The following is a 17,976-nucleotide window of genomic DNA, read 5'->3' as shown; positions in this document are numbered from 1 at the left end:
GTCTGAATCAGGATTTGAGGATTTACAGGATAAAGAGGAAAATAATTATATTGGTGTTGGAAAAGTCTATATATATGGGCGCACACTTTTCCACCTATAACATAAGGATAACTCAAGCTTTGAGCTTTGTCAAGTCTTGATAGATTAAATTGTCTGAATCAGGATGTCCAGGATTTGAGGATTTATAGGATAAAGAGGAAAATAATTATATTGGTGATTGAAAAGTCTATATATATGGGCGCACACTTTTCCACTCATAACATAACTATAATATAAACTTTTGGCTTTGTCAAGTCTTGATGATGATTTTAGTGATTTTGAATTAAACCGCATCTACTTTGAACCCCATAGTTTTTTCTTAATCGGGTTTTTGCTGATTACCTATCCACCAAGCCAAACCACCCATAAATAATACCCCCATAACTCCCTGTAAAGGATTATTATTCACACCAGTCACCCAATCAGGAACTTGACCCGAATATTGGGTTAATTGCCCGACATTAATGATATAATAACCCCAAACCAACCCACCATGTAAACCAATAGGTAAACCCAAACGCCCCCGTCTCCAACGTTTTCCCCATACCTGCGTTAACCCCAACAGCACCAAAGCCGGAAACTGGGGTAAAGTGTGAATAATTGCCTCCAAAGGTTTAATAAAATGGGATACAGCAAATAAAATTGCATCTATCCAGAGAGCGATATTTAATTTATAATCTCGTTGTAACTCATCCAATAACCAACCCCGAAATAATAATTCCTCTGCAAAACCCACACCCAAACTAACTAATAAACCTTCTAAAATTATTCTCCCCAAAAATACTTGTGGTTGTTGCCATACCAACCAACCTAGTACACCTTCCAAACCAAATAAAACTAAAACAGTAGTTAGTCCAATAGCCAACCCCTGCAACACATTCACCCCATTCAGGCGTGTAAATTCTAAACCATAATGGCTGAATATTTTTGGTTGTTGATAAACTTGCTTACCCCAAATATTCAGCAGAAAAATAAACTCTACATATAATATCACCAACGTCAAAATACTTTCTAAATTAGTATCTTCAACTAGCAAATAAATTGGTACAGCTAGGGGTAGCCATAAAAATAGTAAGGCCAGTATAAAACAAACCAGCCTCACAGGAACGGGGTATTGGGTAAGTTGAGTGAGATTAATTTTCATAAAGTTAGTCAATTATCATTAGTCAACAATATACTGCTAATGATCAATGACCAATGACTATTCGTCAGGTTCAATCGTACTACTTAAACCATGATTATTGAGGGTTTCAGAATAGAACTCCGCGTGTTCTTGAGCGCACCTAATTACTAAAGCTAACCCGTTATGGTGAGCTTCCATCATAATACTAACAGCTTGCGGTTGGGTGATGCTATTAACAGTAGCCATTAGCACCTGTACTACATACTCCATCGGATTATAATCATCATTATGAAGCAAGACGCGATACTGAGGCGCAAGCTTGCGGGATGTAGAACGCTTCTCAATGGTTTCGACTGACACGATTCTTTGCTCTTTTATTGTTGATTTACTACAATACAGTCCTGTTAGGCATTTGCTCAACAGTTATTTACTTCTGCACTGCCGCGGTTTCACCTGGAAATACTTTTGGCGTTGCTGAGAAGTTTTTTCCTAAAGCATCATAACACAAATAAAAGAAATTTGCATTGATAATGGGACAGAGAAAATTTTTCTTTGCCTTCTATCTCCTCACTAGCAACAGAAATTATTAAAATCAAGGAAACTGCAACATAGTTCCTACTCTAGATAGTTATGGATATCAGCCCAAAATTTCAACCAGGACAAATTGTGTCCTTGGATTATAGTCATCAAAATCTTTATGCAGAAGTTATTGAAATCGTGGTTTCCCGTCAATTGTGCTGGGTGCGTCCTTTACTGCTTGTGAACTCTACCCAAGAATTACCACTTGTGATGGATTTACAAAATGTATCTGATTTGTTATGGCCATTAGATTTATTTAGACCGGCTCTAGATACAGAAGTTATTGCTTTTTTAGGGCAACTTTTTCCCAAAGAACTCAAATTTGAGCCTGATTTAGGAGCTAAACAACAATTTAATTTATTTATTCATCAACTGTGGCAAGCATATCAACAAAGACAAGAAACATAAAGAGACTTAATTGCATAGGTAATACTAGCAACATAGGATGTTAGTAAGCAGCGTTGAGGCCCAGTGCGATGAGACTTATCCCCAGGTAGGAACTAACTGTACTCTACCAGCATCCATCTCTGCCATTAGTAATTCTAAAGCTTCATAGTCAACATCAGAGATATGACCTAGCTTTGTTAATTCTGAGTTAATCTCATTTTCGATTTCTGGCGTTAATTTGCGGATATGCAGGGCTTTTTCTACCAACTGACGAATCACGTATCGAGTTTTCATAACAAATAAACCAAATTGTAGTTACTAGTCATTATCTAAGACAATGTTCGGTATAAAAGGTGATTTATACCTCTCGATCCTGTGATTTAGATCACTACTAAATAATCAAGACCAGTTATTCGGTAACTCTGTTTTTATCAGCGACAAGGGTAAAAATCAGGGCTGACAACTACAGAGAACTTTTACTGAAACCACCTCCATTCCTAGCTTCAGCAATAGTATTGCTATAGCGACAGATGATTAATCTGCATTCAGAAGGCATAAGTAGATTGTTTTTTAACTCGCTAAAAAAAAATGTATATATAAGTACACTTTACCATTGACTTATGACAATCTTTAAATAAACCCACTCAACCTATAAAGATTGAGTAAAGAGACTTCCAACTTGTAGCCAAGTCAGAAAAAAGGTTATCTTCAAATCAAATGCAAATTTAAACTTATAAAAGCTTATATGATAATTTCAATATAATTCCTAAAACTTTGCGCCTTTGCTTCTTTGCGCCTTTGCGCGAAACATAATTCATGCAGCACCAAATTTGCAAGATAAAATTATTGAACTCAAGTTAAAATCTCTAATTAATGCTAGTATTAGAGTGGTTAGCTGTAATTTATGGTAGCTAGAAGATAGCAAGTGGCTGTTTTAGTTGAACAATTAATAACATCGGATATTTTAAAACCTGCTCGTTACCTGGGTAATGAGCGTTTAGCAGTCCATAAGCCTTGGGATACGGCAACAATTCGTTGGGTTTTGACCTATCCAGAAGTGTATGAGGTAGGAGCATCAAATTTAGGGCATATCATCTTATACAACATTTTGAATGCCCAACCTCGTCAATTATGCGATCGTGCGTACTTACCCGGAGCAGATTTAGCCGCCAAACTCCGCACTACGCAGACACCCCTGTTTGCAGTGGAATCTAAACGGTGGTTAACGGACTTTGATATTTTAGGCTTTAGTCTCAGTTACGAATTAGGCGCAACTAACATCTTAGAAATGTTAGATTTAGCCGGAATTCCCGTCACTAGAGAAGAACGGTTACAGGGAAATTACCCGCTAATTTTTGCCGGTGGACAAACAGCAACATCTAACCCCGAACCTTATACAGATTTCTTTGATTTCATCGTTTTAGGAGATGGTGAAGAACTACTTCCCGAAATAGGCTTGGTTTTAGAAGAAGGGAAAAAAACAGGCTGGAATCGAGAAGAACTATTATTAGACTTGGCGCAAGTTCCTGGTGTCTATGTGCCGCAGTTCTATGAAATGGGTATTGGTGGGGCTGTATATCCCCTGCGTCCAGATGTCCCCAAAAGAGTCCTGAGAAGAGTAGCTACGCCCATTCCTGCCTATTCTATTGGCTTAGTACCTTATGTAGAAACAGTCCATGATCGCCTCACCATTGAAATTCGTCGAGGTTGTACTCGCGGTTGTCGCTTCTGTCAACCAGGAATGCTAACTAGACCAGCGAGGGATGTCGAACCGGAAAAAGTAGTAGAAGCTATAGAAAAGGGAATGCGGGAAACTGGTTACAATGAGTTTTCCCTGTTGTCTTTGAGTTGTTCTGATTATTTAGCCCTACCAGCGGTGGGGATGGAAATTAAAAATCGCTTAAAAAATGACAATATTTCCCTCACCTTACCTAGTCAAAGAGTAGATAGATTTGATGAGAATATTGCTAATATCCTGGGAGGTACGCGCCAAGGTGGGTTGACCTTTGCCCCGGAAGCGGGTACACAAAGAATGCGGGATATTGTTAATAAGGGTTTGACAAATGAAGAATTATTGCGGGGTGTAAAAACAGCTTGGTCACAAGGTTGGGATAAAATCAAGTTGTATTTTATGATTGGTTTACCCGGTGAAACAGATGCCGATGTGATCGGTATTGTAGAAACGGTCAACTGGTTAAAACAGGAATGTTGGGAAAAAGGCCGAAGATCGTTAAACTTTACCTTGACCATTTCTAATTTTACCCCCAAACCCCATACTCCCTTTCAATGGCATTCAGTCTCCACAACGGAATTTGCGAGAAAGCAAAATCTCCTGCGACAAGAGTTTCGCAAAATGAAGAATGTGAAAGTAAATTTCACGGATTTTCGCATCTCCGCCATGGAAGACTTTATTGGTAGAGGCGATCGCACTCTGGGGAAAGTGTTACGTCGCGCTTGGGAACTGGGTGCAGGTATGGATTCTTGGTATGATAATGTAGATGCAGCATTTACAGCTTGGGAAACAGCCATTATCGAAGCCGGTCTAGACTGGAAATACCGTCAAGTTGAAAATGGCGAATGGAATCTGTTTGCTGCTGACAACAAAGAACCAGAAACCCTCTCACCTTTGGATACTCCCTTACCTTGGGATCATATTGATACTGGCATTGATAAAAAGTGGCTGCAAGAAGACCTCCAACGCGCTCTAGAAGCGGCAATTGTCCCTGACTGCTCTTTTGAAGGTTGTTCTCATTGTGGAGTCTGTGGCACTGATTTCGGTCATAATGTGGTTATGACTGCACCACCCATTCCCAGCTTTACCGGTGATTTTGTTCCCAACACCACCAAAGCCCAACGATTGCGAGTATGCTTTGGTAAACAAGGGGATATGGCTTTGGTCAGTCACTTGGATTTAATGCGTCTATTTGATCGAGTTATGCGCCGTGCCAGTTTACCAATTACATTCACAGGTGGTTTTCATCCTAGTCCGAGGATTTGTCTAGCCAGTGCTTTGACTTTAGGCGCTACCAGTGAAGGGGAAATTGTTGATTTTGAGTTGACCCAAGCCATTGATATTGAAACTTTTCATGCCCAATTGGTTAAGCAGCTACCTACTGACATCCCTATATATAATGTGGTAGAAGTAGATATCAAGTCTCCCTCTGCTACCCAATCTCTAGAAGCAGCCGAGTATTTACTAACAGTGTCTATACCCCAAAGCGAGGTACAACTGGCACAATGGCAAGGTTGGATTGAAACTATTAAAAATCAAGAGGAGATTTTATCGGCACATACAACTAAATCCGGTAAGCAGCAATTAATAAATCTGCGCTATCGCCTGTGGGAGATAGAATTAGTATCATCCTCTCACCGAGAATCAGACTCAACAGCAGTATTGCGTTATTTGGGTGTCTGTCGTCCCGACGGTGTGATCTTGCGTCCTGAGCAAATATTGTCTATGCTGGAAACAGTGGCGAATGGAGAATTTCACCTCTTGCATATCCACCGCAAGCGTCTAGTTATTGGATAACTTGCTAGTAGTTGCCAAAAATTAGGACATTGTGACAATTGATTTTTTGTAAGTTTGCGTTAGAATGGTAATTAAGAGAAATTTTCTGGTGCTGCATTGAATGACTTGATTCACTGCCTGTGATCATTACAGGAGCGAAGGCAAAGATATAAGAGTGTAACTTCTAAGATTGTATCCCAGACCAACTCTGCTGCTGATTACAAACCACTCTCTCTATGGCTACCTTGTGAATCAATCACTAACAATAGCTTTCGTCAACTTCTCCATTCACTGATACATTCTATCTCTTAAATAAGACTTGCTTTGATTGCGGGCTTTTATGCAATTGCTGCAAATGCAAGTGTGTTTAATTGTAAAAAATACCACGTAAGTATTGACAGAGATTAAAAACCTGCCAAAATTCTTGTAAAGATGACTCAGTGAGTTATCTGCACCCAGCTAGACTTTCTAGTAAAAACACGGATAGTGAATCCAGTGCTAAAGGCAGATTTCCCTCCGTCAGCAGATGGTAAACCCAAAAAGAAACCGTATCTAAATGCGGAGGTTTTCCACAAAATGTGTGCTATTTAGATATAGTCAACTTTACTTGATGAAGCGTTAACTTTGAAATAGATATCTACGGATATCCAAAGTTTAAATAGCAGCGTATAGTATGGAAAATTGGCCAAAGACGGTTGATTGAAGTCCGTAAAATATATGCAGCTATTCAGGAATAATCCGGCGTATAAACGCACCCAAGGTATCATTAGTTAGCTCTTCATAACTTTGCAGAGCTACTCAAATTGCGAATTTTTATTACTAGTAGCGTCTTGTAGCAGCGACCGTCAGGACAAGCGGGATAACAGAGAACTTCCTTGTAATTCCCAGCGGTGCTGCCAATTTTTGAGGAAATTGAATGCCAAAACAAATTATCATCGCGGAGCAGCATCAAATCGCTGCTGTATTTTCAGAAGATCAAATACAAGAACTCGTTGTAGCTACGGGTCATCACCAAATTGGTGATATCTATTTAGGTGTAGTAGAAAATGTCTTACCTGGGATAGATGCGGCTTTTGTCAATATCGGCGACCCAGAACGCAACGGTTTTATTCACGTCACTGATTTAGGTCCATTAAGGCTAAAACGTAGTGCAGCAGCGATTACAGAACTGTTGACACCACAGCAAAAAACCTTAGTGCAGGTGATGAAAGAACCAACGGGATCAAAAGGCCCCAGACTGACAGGTAACATCACCTTACCTGGTCGTTATGTCGTGTTGATGCCCTACGGACGGGGAGTAAATTTATCGAGACGGATTAAGAGCGAAAGTGAACGTAATCGCCTGAGAGCTTTGGCAATTCTAGTAAAACCAGCCGGAATGGGGCTGCTGGTACGCACAGAAGCAGAAGGCAAGCCAGAAGAAGCAATCATTGAAGATTTAGAAGTGCTGCAAAAGCAGTGGGAACTTGTGCAACAAGAAGCAGTAACCTCCCGTGCGCCGGCTCTACTGAATCGTGATGATGACTTTATTCAGCGCGTTCTCAGGGATATGTATGGTGGTGATGTGAATCGCATTGTTGTTGATTCCAGCACGGGCTTAAAACGGGTGAAGCAGTATTTACAAAACTGGAGTGGTGGCCAAACACCCCAAGGATTGCTAATTGATCATCACCGCGATCGCTCTCCTATCTTAGAATATTTCCGGATCAATGCGGCTGTGCGCGAAGCCCTCAGACCGAGAGTAGACTTACCATCAGGTGGTTATGTCATCATCCAACCGACAGAAGCCTTAACGGTCATAGATGTTAACTCCGGTTCTTTTACTCGTTCCGCAACTGCTAGAGAAACAGTGCTGTGGACAAACTGCGAAGCTGCGGCGGAAATTGCTCGTCAGTTACGGTTACGGAACATTGCTGGGGTGATTGTGGTTGATTTCATTGACATGGAATCTCGACGTGATCAAATGCAAGTTTTAGAACACTTTAACAAAGCTCTAAAAGCTGATAAAGCTCGTCCCCAAATTGCTCAACTGACTGAACTAGGTTTGGTTGAACTCACTCGTAAACGTCAAGGCCAAAACATTTATGAATTATTTGGCGAAACTTGTCCTACCTGCGGCGGTTTAGGACATACCGTCAGATTACCGGGAGAAACGGAAAACCGCTTACCCATTCCGGCTGCGGACATCCCAGAGCGGTTTGTACCGATGCCACAAAGGGAATCTCGGACACCTGCACCTACCCGCATTCCTGATATTGGTAGCGTAGCCCAAGCCACACCCCGCGATACCTATGATGGTTTTGGAGATGGTTTTGAAACTGAACCAGAATTTAGCTCTCTCCATTTGATTAATCATCCTAGTTACCAAGAACTAAATGATAAGCGCCGGACCCGGACTCGTCGTAGTCGTATTGGTGTGAATGGCGCTAATGATAAAGATGAATCTCGCTTACCTACCAATCCTTTAGCTTTTGTCAATCATGCAGATTTGGACTTAGAAGAACCTGAATTACCAATCCCAGAAATCGCTCCACCTACTATTAATAAATCCGGTTGGACAGAAAGGCCAGAACGGGCAAAAGTCAAACTAGAACCGATTAAGGTAGAACCACCAGAGATTATTAATGTGGAAATGTCAGCAAAGGAACAAGATACATTTGCTGAAATGGGAATTTCTCCTTTACTCAAGTTAGATCGGGAGGGAAAAAATCCAAGATCGGTGATTATTAATGTTGTCCAACCAGGACAATCACCTATTGAAGAAACTGAATTTATCCCCGAACCAATTGTAATGGAAAAGACAATTCCTGAAGTTGTCACCATTAAAATACCGCAACCAACTTTTGAGCTAGAAGAAGAATCATCTTTCCCACCATTAGCAATATTCCCAGAATTGACAATAGTTCCCCAAGTAAAAGCAACTGAAACTGAAGGAAAAACTGAAATAGAAGCTGAAATAGAAGCTGAAACTAATAATGGATCTACTCCTAATCGTCGTCGTCGTCGTCGTTCATCAGCCTTAGATCCAGATGGTTTCGGACTATGATTTTCATGATTTGTGTGATTTATGTGATTGATTAATTAATTAATTAAGTAGGTAGAACGGCTTGAATAATTCAAAGTTTGTAGTGAGGAATAAATTCCAGATTTTTTACATTACTTAATCTACTTTGATTTATTTTCGTCTACTTACTTACTTAAATCAATTACATAAATCATAGTTACGACTAATCATCTGAATCAAACAAATCACACAAATCACAGTTTAGACAATGGGAGAAATTAAACCTGCACTCTGGGATAATTCGAGTTGGTTAGAGTTTTCTAGCTACTCAAATATGCAGGGTGCAGTTGGGGGTGTGGACGAGGTAGGAAGAGGGGCTTTATTTGGTCCTGTGGTGGCAGCGGCAGTTATATTACCAGTAGAGGCTTTATCAATCCTGATGGTAGATAACATTAAGGATAGTAAAAAGTTGTCTAGCTCTCGCAGAACTAAACTAGCTGAAAAAATTAATACCCTGGCGTTAGACTGGAGAATTGGTTATGCTACAACTGCGGAAATAGATGAGTTGAATATTTTACAGGCAACTCTATTAGCTATGAAGCGGGCTGTTTTGAAGTTGAAGGTAAAGCCTGAACTGTGTTTGATTGATGGTAATCAGTTGGTGAAGAATTTGCCAATACCACAAGAGACAATTGTTAAGGGTGATGAACTATCGCTTAATATTGCCGCAGCTAGTATTATGGCTAAGGTTTGGCGTGATGATTTGGTGCAACGGTTAGCATTAAAATACCCTTTATATGATCTAGAACGGAATAAAGGTTACGGAAGTCCGCGTCATTTACTGGCGCTTCAAAAATACGGACTTTCACCTTTACATCGGCGTTCTTTTCGTCCTTGCCAAATTCCATCTTAAAACTACTCAAAATTCAAAGTTGGTAATATGGCTTGGTCACTCTACCGCTATCAGGAATGTTATGATCAATCTCGTTATTTTGAGTTTGCGAGATTACCCAATGCCGATAATCTGCTAAGAGGTGATGTAACAATCTTTGCTTAATTGTCAGTAGCACACTTTTGAGTAATCCATTCCCTGTAGTTTCTAAAATTGATTTGGGTGTAAAGGAAAATGGTTGTGGTATATCTACTAAAACTTCCAAATCAGCTTTCCCTTGCAAGTGAGTTTCACCATTGAGTTGAACTGGTGATAAATAGCCTTTTAAATTCAGCGCAAACCTTTCGTTAATATACTCAAAACCCAGTATTTCACAACCGAGCGATCGCAAATAAATTGTACCGCTGGCATCTGCCCAAACTCTCATATCTACGGTTGGCTGAATACTCAGTGACATAAAAGACAGAGGACGCATTTTTAACCGAAAAACTTCGTCAGAAAGTTGTTGAATTCTTGTATTATCAGCTAAGGCATTGACCAAACGTTGAGGTTGACGCAAGTAGTGTTGAATAGGAATAGATTGCTTAGGAACGGAAATTTCCACCGATTGAGAGGCAATAAACTTAGTAACCATGAGCAAATTAAACCATTTGTTTTTTTTTATTGTAATATTTTTTAACAATTTAAATTGCTAAAAAATCAAACTTTCATTTCATTATTAATTAAATTCGCCAAATTTAAAAGCATGAATCTGAAAATCGCTCATTTAGGTCCACCGGGAACTTATGCCGAACAAGCGGCTTTTTTCTATCTCAACTGGTTAAAAACCCATCCGGGCATTACTTCCCAGAAAAGCTTTGAACTATGTACATATCCTACCATTGCTCAATCACTACAAGCTATAGCAGATAAAAAAGCAGAAATAGCTGTTGTCCCTGTGGAAAATTCTATTGAAGGTAGTGTCAACATGACACTGGATAGCTTATGGCAATTGGATAATTTAAAAATTCAGTTGGCGTTAGTTTTACCAATTCAACATACATTAATTTCCTATGCAACTAACTTAGATACTATTAAAACTGTCTATTCTCATCCCCAAGCGTTAGCTCAATGCCAAGGATGGTTATCACGTTTTTTACCAAATGTCAATTTAATTCCTAGTAATTCTACTACTGAAGCATTACAGAGATTAGAACAGGAAGTAACTACAGCGGCAATTTCTTCTAGTCGAGCGGCGCAATTGTATAATTTACCTATTTTAGCTAAAGGTATTAATGATTACCCAGAAAACTGCACTCAGTTTTGGGTGGTTAGCACGGAGGAAAATTATCCCATTGATTGTACTCATACATCCTTAGCATTCAGTGTACCAGCTAATATACCGGGCGCATTAATGAAAGCATTGGCGGTATTTGCTCGTTTGGGTATTAATCTCAGTCGGATTGAATCGCGTCCTACAAAACGTTCTTTGGGCGAATATTTATTTTATTTGGATATTGAAGCAGATGTGAATGCACAGATGATGAAATCTGCTTTAAGAGAGTTACAAAATTATACAGAAATCTTGAAAATCTTTGGTAGCTATAGTGTGTTACCCATTAGTTTATAATTGGGGATTGGGGATTGGGGATTGGGGATTGGGGATTGGGGATTGGGGATTGGGGATTGGGGATTGGGGATTGGTGATTGGTGATTGGGGATTGGGGATTGGTGAAAACTATTCTTCTTTTTTCTTCTTTTTTCTTCTTTTTTCTTCCTTCTTCTTCATCCTGACTCCTGACTCCTGACTCCTGACTCCTGTAATAGAATCTTCTGCAAATATCCATTACATTACTTTTCAAAATGTCAAGTTTTCAGACTTCTACCTTAATGCAATTATCTGTATCGCCAAAACTTTGTCAACCTTTAAAGATTGTCGCCTTGGGAGATAGCTTAGTATATGGATACGGTGATCCAGAAAAAGGTGGTTGGGTGGAACAACTGCGACGGTGGTGGATGCTACCGGATAGTGTGGGTCATGTGCTTTATAATTTGGGAGTAAGGGGCGAACTGCTTGCAGCAGCGCTTACGCTATCGCACACAGCAAATTGCCCAACGCTTAGAAGTAGAATTTCGCCACCGGGGAGAAATCCGCAATCGTGTACCAGACTTGATTATTTTATCTGTCGGTGTCAACGATACACCTCGATTAAGAAGTCCCAAGGGCAGAAACTACACAGATTTTAGTCAGTTTGAATCAGAAATCGCCACATTACTAGATCAAGCTCAAAAACTTTGTCCTGTGGTGTTTGTGGGGATGGTTCCCGTAGATGAAACCAAAATGCCTTTTCTGGATTGTTTATTCTACAATCACGCTGACCAATACCGCTACAAAGAAGCAACACGGCAAGCTTGTGAACAAAGACAAATTCCCTATTTAGATATTTTTGATCAATGGATGCAACGTAGTCAAGGATGGAGAAGTGAACGGATTACCAATGACGGACTGCACCCGAATACACTGGGTTATCAGGACTTACTAGAATCTGTACTTAACTGGAAAGAATTATCGGAATATCATTGTCAAGCTGATTATGGGGCAGAATTGCAACAAGAATTTAGATGAAAATAGGTATTTTATCATCAATTATTAATTACCCTTAATTTGACACCAATGAGCATTGCTAAACCCCTACAGTTTAATGCTGTTTACCTACTTGGCTTGAGTTGATACCGTTAAAACCTGTGGTGGTGAAGCATCTGGTGGATACAGAAAGTCAACTTGGACTAAAGATGTATTTCCTGGTTTTATATTCAACGATACCAAAGGTTCTCCCGTTTCACCACGCTTTTGAATTAAATGCACAAATTTATTTTGCCATTTTCCCTGGTCTTGATAACGTAAGCGCACAGTCCCTCGGAAGAAGATTTGACGCGCTGGTAGCTTAAAAAAGCGAAGTCCAGGTTTACTTAATTGATTTTCTTTGAGGGGAGTTTGGACTGCAACACTTACGGTTTGTTGATTTTGAGTATTGTTGTATAAAGGTAACTTGAGACTATATTGAATCCCATAATTACCATGAGCGTAATAAGCAGTATCAGGATAGCGCACTAACATGGGTGCGGTTTGAATTTGATTTGTTCCTAATGTTCCCCCATGTAAGGTACTCAAACCGTAGGAAAAGGCTGCACCAGGTTGAGGAATAGTTAAATACTTGCTTTTTGGTGTATCTACTATATCTGCTAACCATCGAGAACCCTTAGATACTCCCGCTACACGTCCGTAAATTGTCGGTTTGTTGTTTCCTGTGATGGGAGTGGGGACTTTATCTCTAGGGGTGGATAATTCACCATTATCTAATAAATTTTGCCATTCTGCTAAATTAGGCGATCGCTCACTACCGTCAGTATTTGTCCGGGCAAACATCGCCAAACTTGCGGCGTAAACATTACCATTACTTCGCAGTCGCAGATATGTAGAACGACCATTTAAAGGGGGTGTTAGTCCTTGGACGGGAATTGGTAAATTTAATAACATCTGACTTTTCCCTGGGGGAATGACAATTTGGGAGGGAAAAATATCTTGTCTTTTTCCTCTCAAAATATCAGACATGACTCGACTCCCTGGACCTGCAAAAACTGTTCCTAAATCATTGGGGATTAAAGATGGTAATTCCTTAAATGGGGCATCTGGTTGACTTAAATAACTCGCACCTTGCAATATATTTACTGTCACCGGTTGAGAACCAGGATTATGTAAGATGATGCCCAAATACAAAGAACGTAAATTTTCCGATGGGTCAGCTTTAGCAATATGATGGGCAAAAATATCAAACTGTCCACGCAAGGGAAAATCTAAATGGGCTGATGTGACTTTTTTTCCCGTTGCGGGAAAGGTAGAAAGTAAAATTCCTTCTTTTAATACCAGTTCTGGACTATTGCTATTAAATACCGGCACTGAATCCAATTTTCCCGGTAAAGGACGGACTGATTGTATTTGTAATATTTCTTCTGGTGGTGGTGTGGCAGGAACAGCTTGAGCAAGAGTTAAAGCTAGTAATAGTGGCAACATAATACTGAGTAAATTTGTTTAAACAGACGTTAATATTTCTAGTAGTTCGTCAAATTTATTTTGACAGGTAATGATAGGAAAAAACTTCTGTTTTTCCCGCCCCTACTTCCCCTACCCCTCTTCTCCCCCTACTTGCCTTTACCCGTCATTTTTGGATTGACAGACTACTAGAGAAGTGCCAAGTTGTTAATGATCACAATAAAATCAGCAATTATCTTTGGCAAATTTTCTGGGTTTAAAATTGGGACATGAACAAAAATACACTTAATTGAGAGTTGAGACTGGTGTAAATAGTCCAAGACTGAATAATAAAGTCCCTCGCAAACAAACTTACCACAGTTATAGCTAATCTCAACTGCTGCTGTTCCGACTAATAATTTTTCGAGATCAACCCTGGTTTGTAAAATATTTTCGGGGGAATTTCTAGACTCTTGAGGCAAGATGTCGGCAGAATTTGTAGACTCTACTGGCAAGATGCTTGTACTACTGGCAAGGACTTCTACGCTTAATTGGGAACGACTTGCAGCCATACCACAACAGATAATATGGTCAGGTTGGAGTTCATTAATTTTGGCAATGACGAGAGAACTTGCCAGTTGCACATCGACAGGGAGACGGTGCAAAAATTTTAAATCATGGGAGAGTGAAGCCATTTTGGCTAGTCCGAGTAACAAGTCATCGGATGAATTTGACTCTTGTTGGCTTAACCAAATGTCAAAAGAAGTTAATAGTATTTTTTTTTGCATTATAAATAATAATTAGAATTAGAATAATTAAAAGCCCTCCCTCATAAATTTACAAGGAGCAGCTAAATGGCAGTGATTGCAGTTGTTGATTACGATATGGGAAATTTGCACTCTGTTTGCAAAGGATTAGAAAAAGCTGGTGCGACCCCTCTCGTTACTTATTGTTCTCAAGAGTTGGCAAAAGCAGATGCTATAGTTTTACCAGGGGTGGGAGCATTTGATCCGGCAGTACAACATTTGCGATCGCGTGGTTTGGAACAACCGATTAAAGATGCGATCGCTTCTGGTAAACCGTTCTTGGGTATTTGTTTAGGATTACAAATTTTGTTTGAATCCAGCGCCGAAGGAACGTTACCAGGACTAGGAATTGTCCCCGGAAAAGTCCGCCGTTTTCGTTCTCAACAGGGGATGACAATTCCCCACATGGGTTGGAATCAACTCCAACTTAACCAACCAAAAAGTCTTTTATGGGAACATTTACCTATCGATCCTTGGGTTTATTTTGTGCATTCTTATTATGTTGAACCCACAAATCCCCAAGTTCGCGCGGCAACTGTGACTCATGGTGATCAAAGTTTTACAGCAGCGATCGCTCATGAAAATCTCATGGCTGTCCAATTCCATCCTGAAAAATCATCAAATGTCGGATTGCAAATCCTATCTAATTTTGTGGCTCAAGTCCGTGAAAAAGTTTTTGCTTAACAAAAGTTTGTATATTTTCAGGTGTTTATTTGCTCAAAGTTGAAGATTTAATGATCAATTAAGTAATGAGTCTAAGAATTTACGGGAATCGTCTGCTTAAAACTTTACCAGGTGATCATACCAGACCTACCAGTGCGCGAGTCCGGGAAGCATTGTTTAATATTTGGCAGGGAACAATCGTTGGTTGTCGCTGGTTAGATTTGTGCGCCGGTAGTGGTTCTATGGGCGCAGAGGCTTTGTGCAGAGAAGCCAGCGTCGTCATCGGCATTGAAGAATCTAGTCAATCCTGTGCTATAATTCAAGAAAATTGGCAACAGGTAGCCAAGCCAGACCAAAAATTTCAGCTATTACGGGGAGATGTCACCCAACAGTTAAAAAAATTATCAGGTCAAAAATTTGACAGAATATATTTTGACCCACCTTATACTAGTGGACTATATGAACCAGTATTACAAGCGATCGCTCAATATCAGCTTTTAGATTGCCAAGGAGAAATAGCCGTCGAACATCGTTACAGAAATTGGCAACCAGCAAACATTGACAACTGGGAAATCTGCCGTCAAAAAAGCTATGGCAAAACAGCTTTGACATTTTATCAAGAACAGGGAACAGGGAACAGGGAACAGGGAACAGGGAACAGGGAACAGGGAATAGGGAATAGGGAATAGGGAATAGACGGAGAATTTTCTTCTTTCTTCTTCCTTGACTCCTGACTCCTGACTCCTGACTCCTGACTCCTGACTCCTCACTCCCAACTCATCAATTAATATCAGCCGCCCAATTCGGTGGGACGTTTGTATTGTCTATAAGCAGCGTAGAATAATCCGCTTAAAGTTACAAAAACTAAACCAAGCACAATACCTGATAGTAGGGGTTCAACCACTGTAAAGCTCCTTGTTGTAATTATGGAAAGATTCGTGTCCTGTTTTTGATTTTACCAAATTTGGCAATAATCCCCCATCCCATAACAGTTTTAAATCTAAATACTAGATAAAAATTATCATTTGTACTTGCGAACACCATCAAGAAATTTTAAGCTATGTGTAGGAATTGAAAACTTGCACATTGTCAAAGCAACCCTTTTGGATAATCAGCTTATCAAACCTGAAACCCTAATTCAACAGTTCGTTATGTTCACCGTAGCGATGCTGATAGCCCTCCCATTAATCCTGTTTGGGATTGAGATAGTAAAAGCCTCTGATCCTTATGTTAAAAGTGTTCTATCCCTCCAGGGAAACCCAGTCCAGGGACAAGCTATTTTCCAAATCAACTGTGCTGGTTGTCATGGTTTAGAAGGAAATGGACTAGTTGGTCCGAGTTTACATGAAATCTCCAAATATAAATCCCGCTATGGACTCATTCATCAAGTAACTAGCGGTGAAACTCCCCCCATGCCAAAATTCCAGCCCAGTATTCAAGAAATGGCAGACCTTTTAAGCTATCTAGAAAGTCTATGAACTTTTGTCAGACAAAATTAAATTCACTCGTTAAAAGAGGCAATAGGGAACAGGGAACAGAAAAATTCAAAGGTATGTAACGATATGTAAAGTTGTCTTAATACGAGATTCTGGTTGAGGGTAAAACGCAAAGATTGTAAAGTTTTATTGCAGGATTCAACAATTGTGGATTTGTATTAACTGATAATCAATAAGAAGTATACATGATATGATATGACGGCGTTGCATAATAGCTATATAAATTATGTTTCGCATCAAGGCGTAAAGACGAAAACTTTAAGACCCTTTGTGTAATAATTCTGATACACACTATTTAATGGGCTATAGGGTTTGTGACTTTGACAAAAATTACCCCTGGACAACCACTGACTGATACGCAAAGAAATGGCTTACAGTTAGTATCCCTGTGGGGTGGGGGTAAACGTGATGTGGTTTTAGCTATTGATATCACGGAAAGTGTAGGTTTAAATAATCAAGGTCGGATTCATTTACGTCAAATAGTTGAAGACAGTCTCAAACCTGGTGATTCTGTTTATATTGTTCCCTTTGCTCAAAATTTGGTTTTTGATGCCGTCATCTCTGTTGAAAATCCATTAGGAAAACCTATATATTTTAGAGATAAAAATTCGGAAAATATTAATAAAGTATTAGCGAAAATTCCTTTTAATTCTGACCCTAACCGCTATGGTACAGATATTCAAAAAGCAGAATTAATAGTATATCAAGGTATTGCCCAGATTAATCAAAATCGAGTTTCCAAAAATCAACTAATTAAGCCGCAATCGGTTGTTTGGATTACTGATGCACCGTTATCTACTAAATCAGGAATTACTTCCCAAGTTTGGATAGAAACTCCTGCTAATAGTCCTTTGAGAATTGCGACATCACCGGAAAGTCAGGAAAGACAGAATTGGATTAAGGCTTTATCATTCAAAGAGCGATCGCTCATCATTAAAAAACAAGATAATAAAGATTATACATTAACTGTAGTAGATCTTAATCCTACAGTTCAAGAAGTTTGCACACCAATACCAGGAGGACAAGAAACTTGTTTAGTTAATCCTTATTTATTCAAACAGCTATGGCTACCAAGTTTAATTTTATTATTAATACTTGCATCAATGGTAGGGGGTATATTAAAATATGCTAAATTGCAAAAAAAATGGGAGGTACGAATTAAGTTAGAAGATGATGGAGAAGATGAAGAACAAATATGTAGATTACCAAACAATAAAAAAATCGCAATTGGTGAATATGATCCTAGCTGTATACATTCTATTGACTTTAGAGGTGGAGAATTACAAGCATATTTAGAACGGAAAGGAGAAAAACTTTATTTAGTTCCCACAGAAGATACAAAAATTGAACTTAACAATAAAAAAGTTACATCACGAACTCTCATATCAACTTCTAAATTTACCCTAAATTGCCCAGATTCACGCCAGAGAGAATACGAAATATCTATCAAAATCAAGAAATAGTTTATAG

General features: G+C 39.4%; 16 protein-coding genes and 1 pseudogene. 10 read left to right on the top strand and 7 right to left on the bottom strand.

Annotated features, from left to right (window positions below; all coding sequences use genetic code 11):
* Positions 1–358 precede the first annotated feature (358 nt).
* Entirely contained in the window at positions 359–1,183 is an 825-nt protein-coding gene (locus AN490_RS07815; RefSeq protein ID WP_213717635.1) for a type II CAAX endopeptidase family protein, read from the bottom strand.
* Positions 1,184–1,240: 57 nt separating this feature from the next.
* Positions 1,241–1,522: an ATP-dependent Clp protease adapter ClpS gene (gene clpS / locus AN490_RS07810; RefSeq protein ID WP_300001464.1), complete on the bottom strand. Its 282-nt coding sequence runs from the start codon at positions 1,520–1,522 to the stop codon at positions 1,241–1,243.
* Positions 1,523–1,792: 270 nt separating this feature from the next.
* On the opposite strand from clpS, the gene AN490_RS07805 reads away from it, so the two are divergent.
* Positions 1,793–2,149 carry a hypothetical protein gene (locus AN490_RS07805; protein ID WP_271823656.1) on the top strand — a complete coding sequence of 119 codons (357 nt, stop codon included), beginning with the start codon at positions 1,793–1,795 and terminating at the stop codon, positions 2,147–2,149.
* A 75-nt stretch (positions 2,150–2,224) separates the two neighbouring features.
* Here AN490_RS07805 and AN490_RS07800 read toward each other — a convergent pair whose 3' ends face one another.
* Positions 2,225–2,422: a hypothetical protein gene (locus AN490_RS07800; protein ID WP_015078743.1), complete on the bottom strand. Its 198-nt coding sequence runs from the start codon at positions 2,420–2,422 to the stop codon at positions 2,225–2,227.
* A 631-nt stretch (positions 2,423–3,053) separates the two neighbouring features.
* Here AN490_RS07800 and AN490_RS07795 point away from each other — a divergent pair.
* From AN490_RS07795 to AN490_RS07785, 3 genes are all read left to right on the top strand, one after another.
* Positions 3,054–5,657 (top strand): TIGR03960 family B12-binding radical SAM protein, encoded by a 2,604-nt coding sequence (locus tag AN490_RS07795; protein ID WP_300001459.1) that lies wholly within the window; start codon positions 3,054–3,056, stop codon positions 5,655–5,657.
* Between the two features lie 895 nt (positions 5,658–6,552).
* Positions 6,553–8,682: an Rne/Rng family ribonuclease gene (locus AN490_RS07790; RefSeq protein WP_300001457.1), complete on the top strand. Its 2,130-nt coding sequence runs from the start codon at positions 6,553–6,555 to the stop codon at positions 8,680–8,682.
* Between the two features lie 226 nt (positions 8,683–8,908).
* Positions 8,909–9,553, top strand: coding sequence for a ribonuclease HII (locus tag AN490_RS07785; protein ID WP_015078746.1), 645 nt, complete (start codon positions 8,909–8,911; stop codon positions 9,551–9,553).
* Positions 9,554–9,566: 13 nt separating this feature from the next.
* On the opposite strand, the gene AN490_RS07780 is transcribed toward AN490_RS07785, so the two are convergent.
* A complete protein-coding gene (locus AN490_RS07780; RefSeq protein WP_015078747.1) occupies positions 9,567–10,166 on the bottom strand; it encodes a DUF1997 domain-containing protein in 600 nt (199 codons plus the stop codon).
* Between the two features lie 111 nt (positions 10,167–10,277).
* Between AN490_RS07780 and pheA the strand changes: the two genes are divergently transcribed.
* On the top strand, positions 10,278–11,141 hold the full coding sequence (pheA, locus tag AN490_RS07775; protein ID WP_300001453.1) for a prephenate dehydratase: 864 nt from the start codon (positions 10,278–10,280) through the stop codon (positions 11,139–11,141).
* A gap of 233 nt (positions 11,142–11,374) precedes the next feature.
* Positions 11,375–12,137, top strand: a pseudogene (locus AN490_RS07770) (GDSL-type esterase/lipase family protein).
* Between the two features lie 87 nt (positions 12,138–12,224).
* Here AN490_RS07770 and AN490_RS07765 read toward each other — a convergent pair.
* Together AN490_RS07765 and AN490_RS07760 are read right to left on the bottom strand one after the other, a co-directional pair.
* Positions 12,225–13,583 carry a DUF3370 domain-containing protein gene (locus AN490_RS07765; protein ID WP_300001451.1) on the bottom strand — a complete coding sequence of 453 codons (1,359 nt, stop codon included), beginning with the start codon at positions 13,581–13,583 and terminating at the stop codon, positions 12,225–12,227.
* A 167-nt stretch (positions 13,584–13,750) separates the two neighbouring features.
* A complete protein-coding gene (locus AN490_RS07760) occupies positions 13,751–14,329 on the bottom strand; it encodes a peptidase C15 (protein ID WP_300001449.1) in 579 nt (192 codons plus the stop codon).
* Positions 14,330–14,395: 66 nt separating this feature from the next.
* On the opposite strand from AN490_RS07760, the gene hisH reads away from it, so the two are divergent.
* A complete protein-coding gene (gene hisH, locus AN490_RS07755) occupies positions 14,396–15,031 on the top strand; it encodes an imidazole glycerol phosphate synthase subunit HisH (protein WP_300001447.1) in 636 nt (211 codons plus the stop codon).
* A 65-nt stretch (positions 15,032–15,096) separates the two neighbouring features.
* Entirely contained in the window at positions 15,097–15,699 is a 603-nt protein-coding gene (gene rsmD / locus AN490_RS07750) for a 16S rRNA (guanine(966)-N(2))-methyltransferase RsmD (RefSeq protein WP_300001445.1), read from the top strand.
* A gap of 101 nt (positions 15,700–15,800) precedes the next feature.
* Here rsmD and petG read toward each other — a convergent pair whose 3' ends face one another.
* Positions 15,801–15,914 (bottom strand): cytochrome b6-f complex subunit V, encoded by a 114-nt coding sequence (petG, locus tag AN490_RS07745; RefSeq protein WP_015078754.1) that lies wholly within the window; start codon positions 15,912–15,914, stop codon positions 15,801–15,803.
* 199 nt (positions 15,915–16,113) lie between these two features.
* Here petG and AN490_RS07740 point away from each other — a divergent pair, with 199 nt between their 5' ends.
* Positions 16,114–16,488 (top strand): cytochrome c, encoded by a 375-nt coding sequence (locus AN490_RS07740; protein ID WP_300001534.1) that lies wholly within the window; start codon positions 16,114–16,116, stop codon positions 16,486–16,488.
* Positions 16,489–16,820: 332 nt separating this feature from the next.
* Positions 16,821–17,969 (top strand): VWA domain-containing protein, encoded by a 1,149-nt coding sequence (locus AN490_RS07735; RefSeq protein ID WP_300001438.1) that lies wholly within the window; start codon positions 16,821–16,823, stop codon positions 17,967–17,969.
* Positions 17,970–17,976: the final 7 nt, after the last annotated feature.

This window comes from Anabaena sp. AL09, assembly GCF_001672255.1.
Lineage (GTDB): Bacteria > Cyanobacteriota > Cyanobacteriia > Cyanobacteriales > Nostocaceae > Dolichospermum > Dolichospermum lemmermannii.
This window is presented reverse-complemented; position numbering and strand designations above follow the sequence as displayed.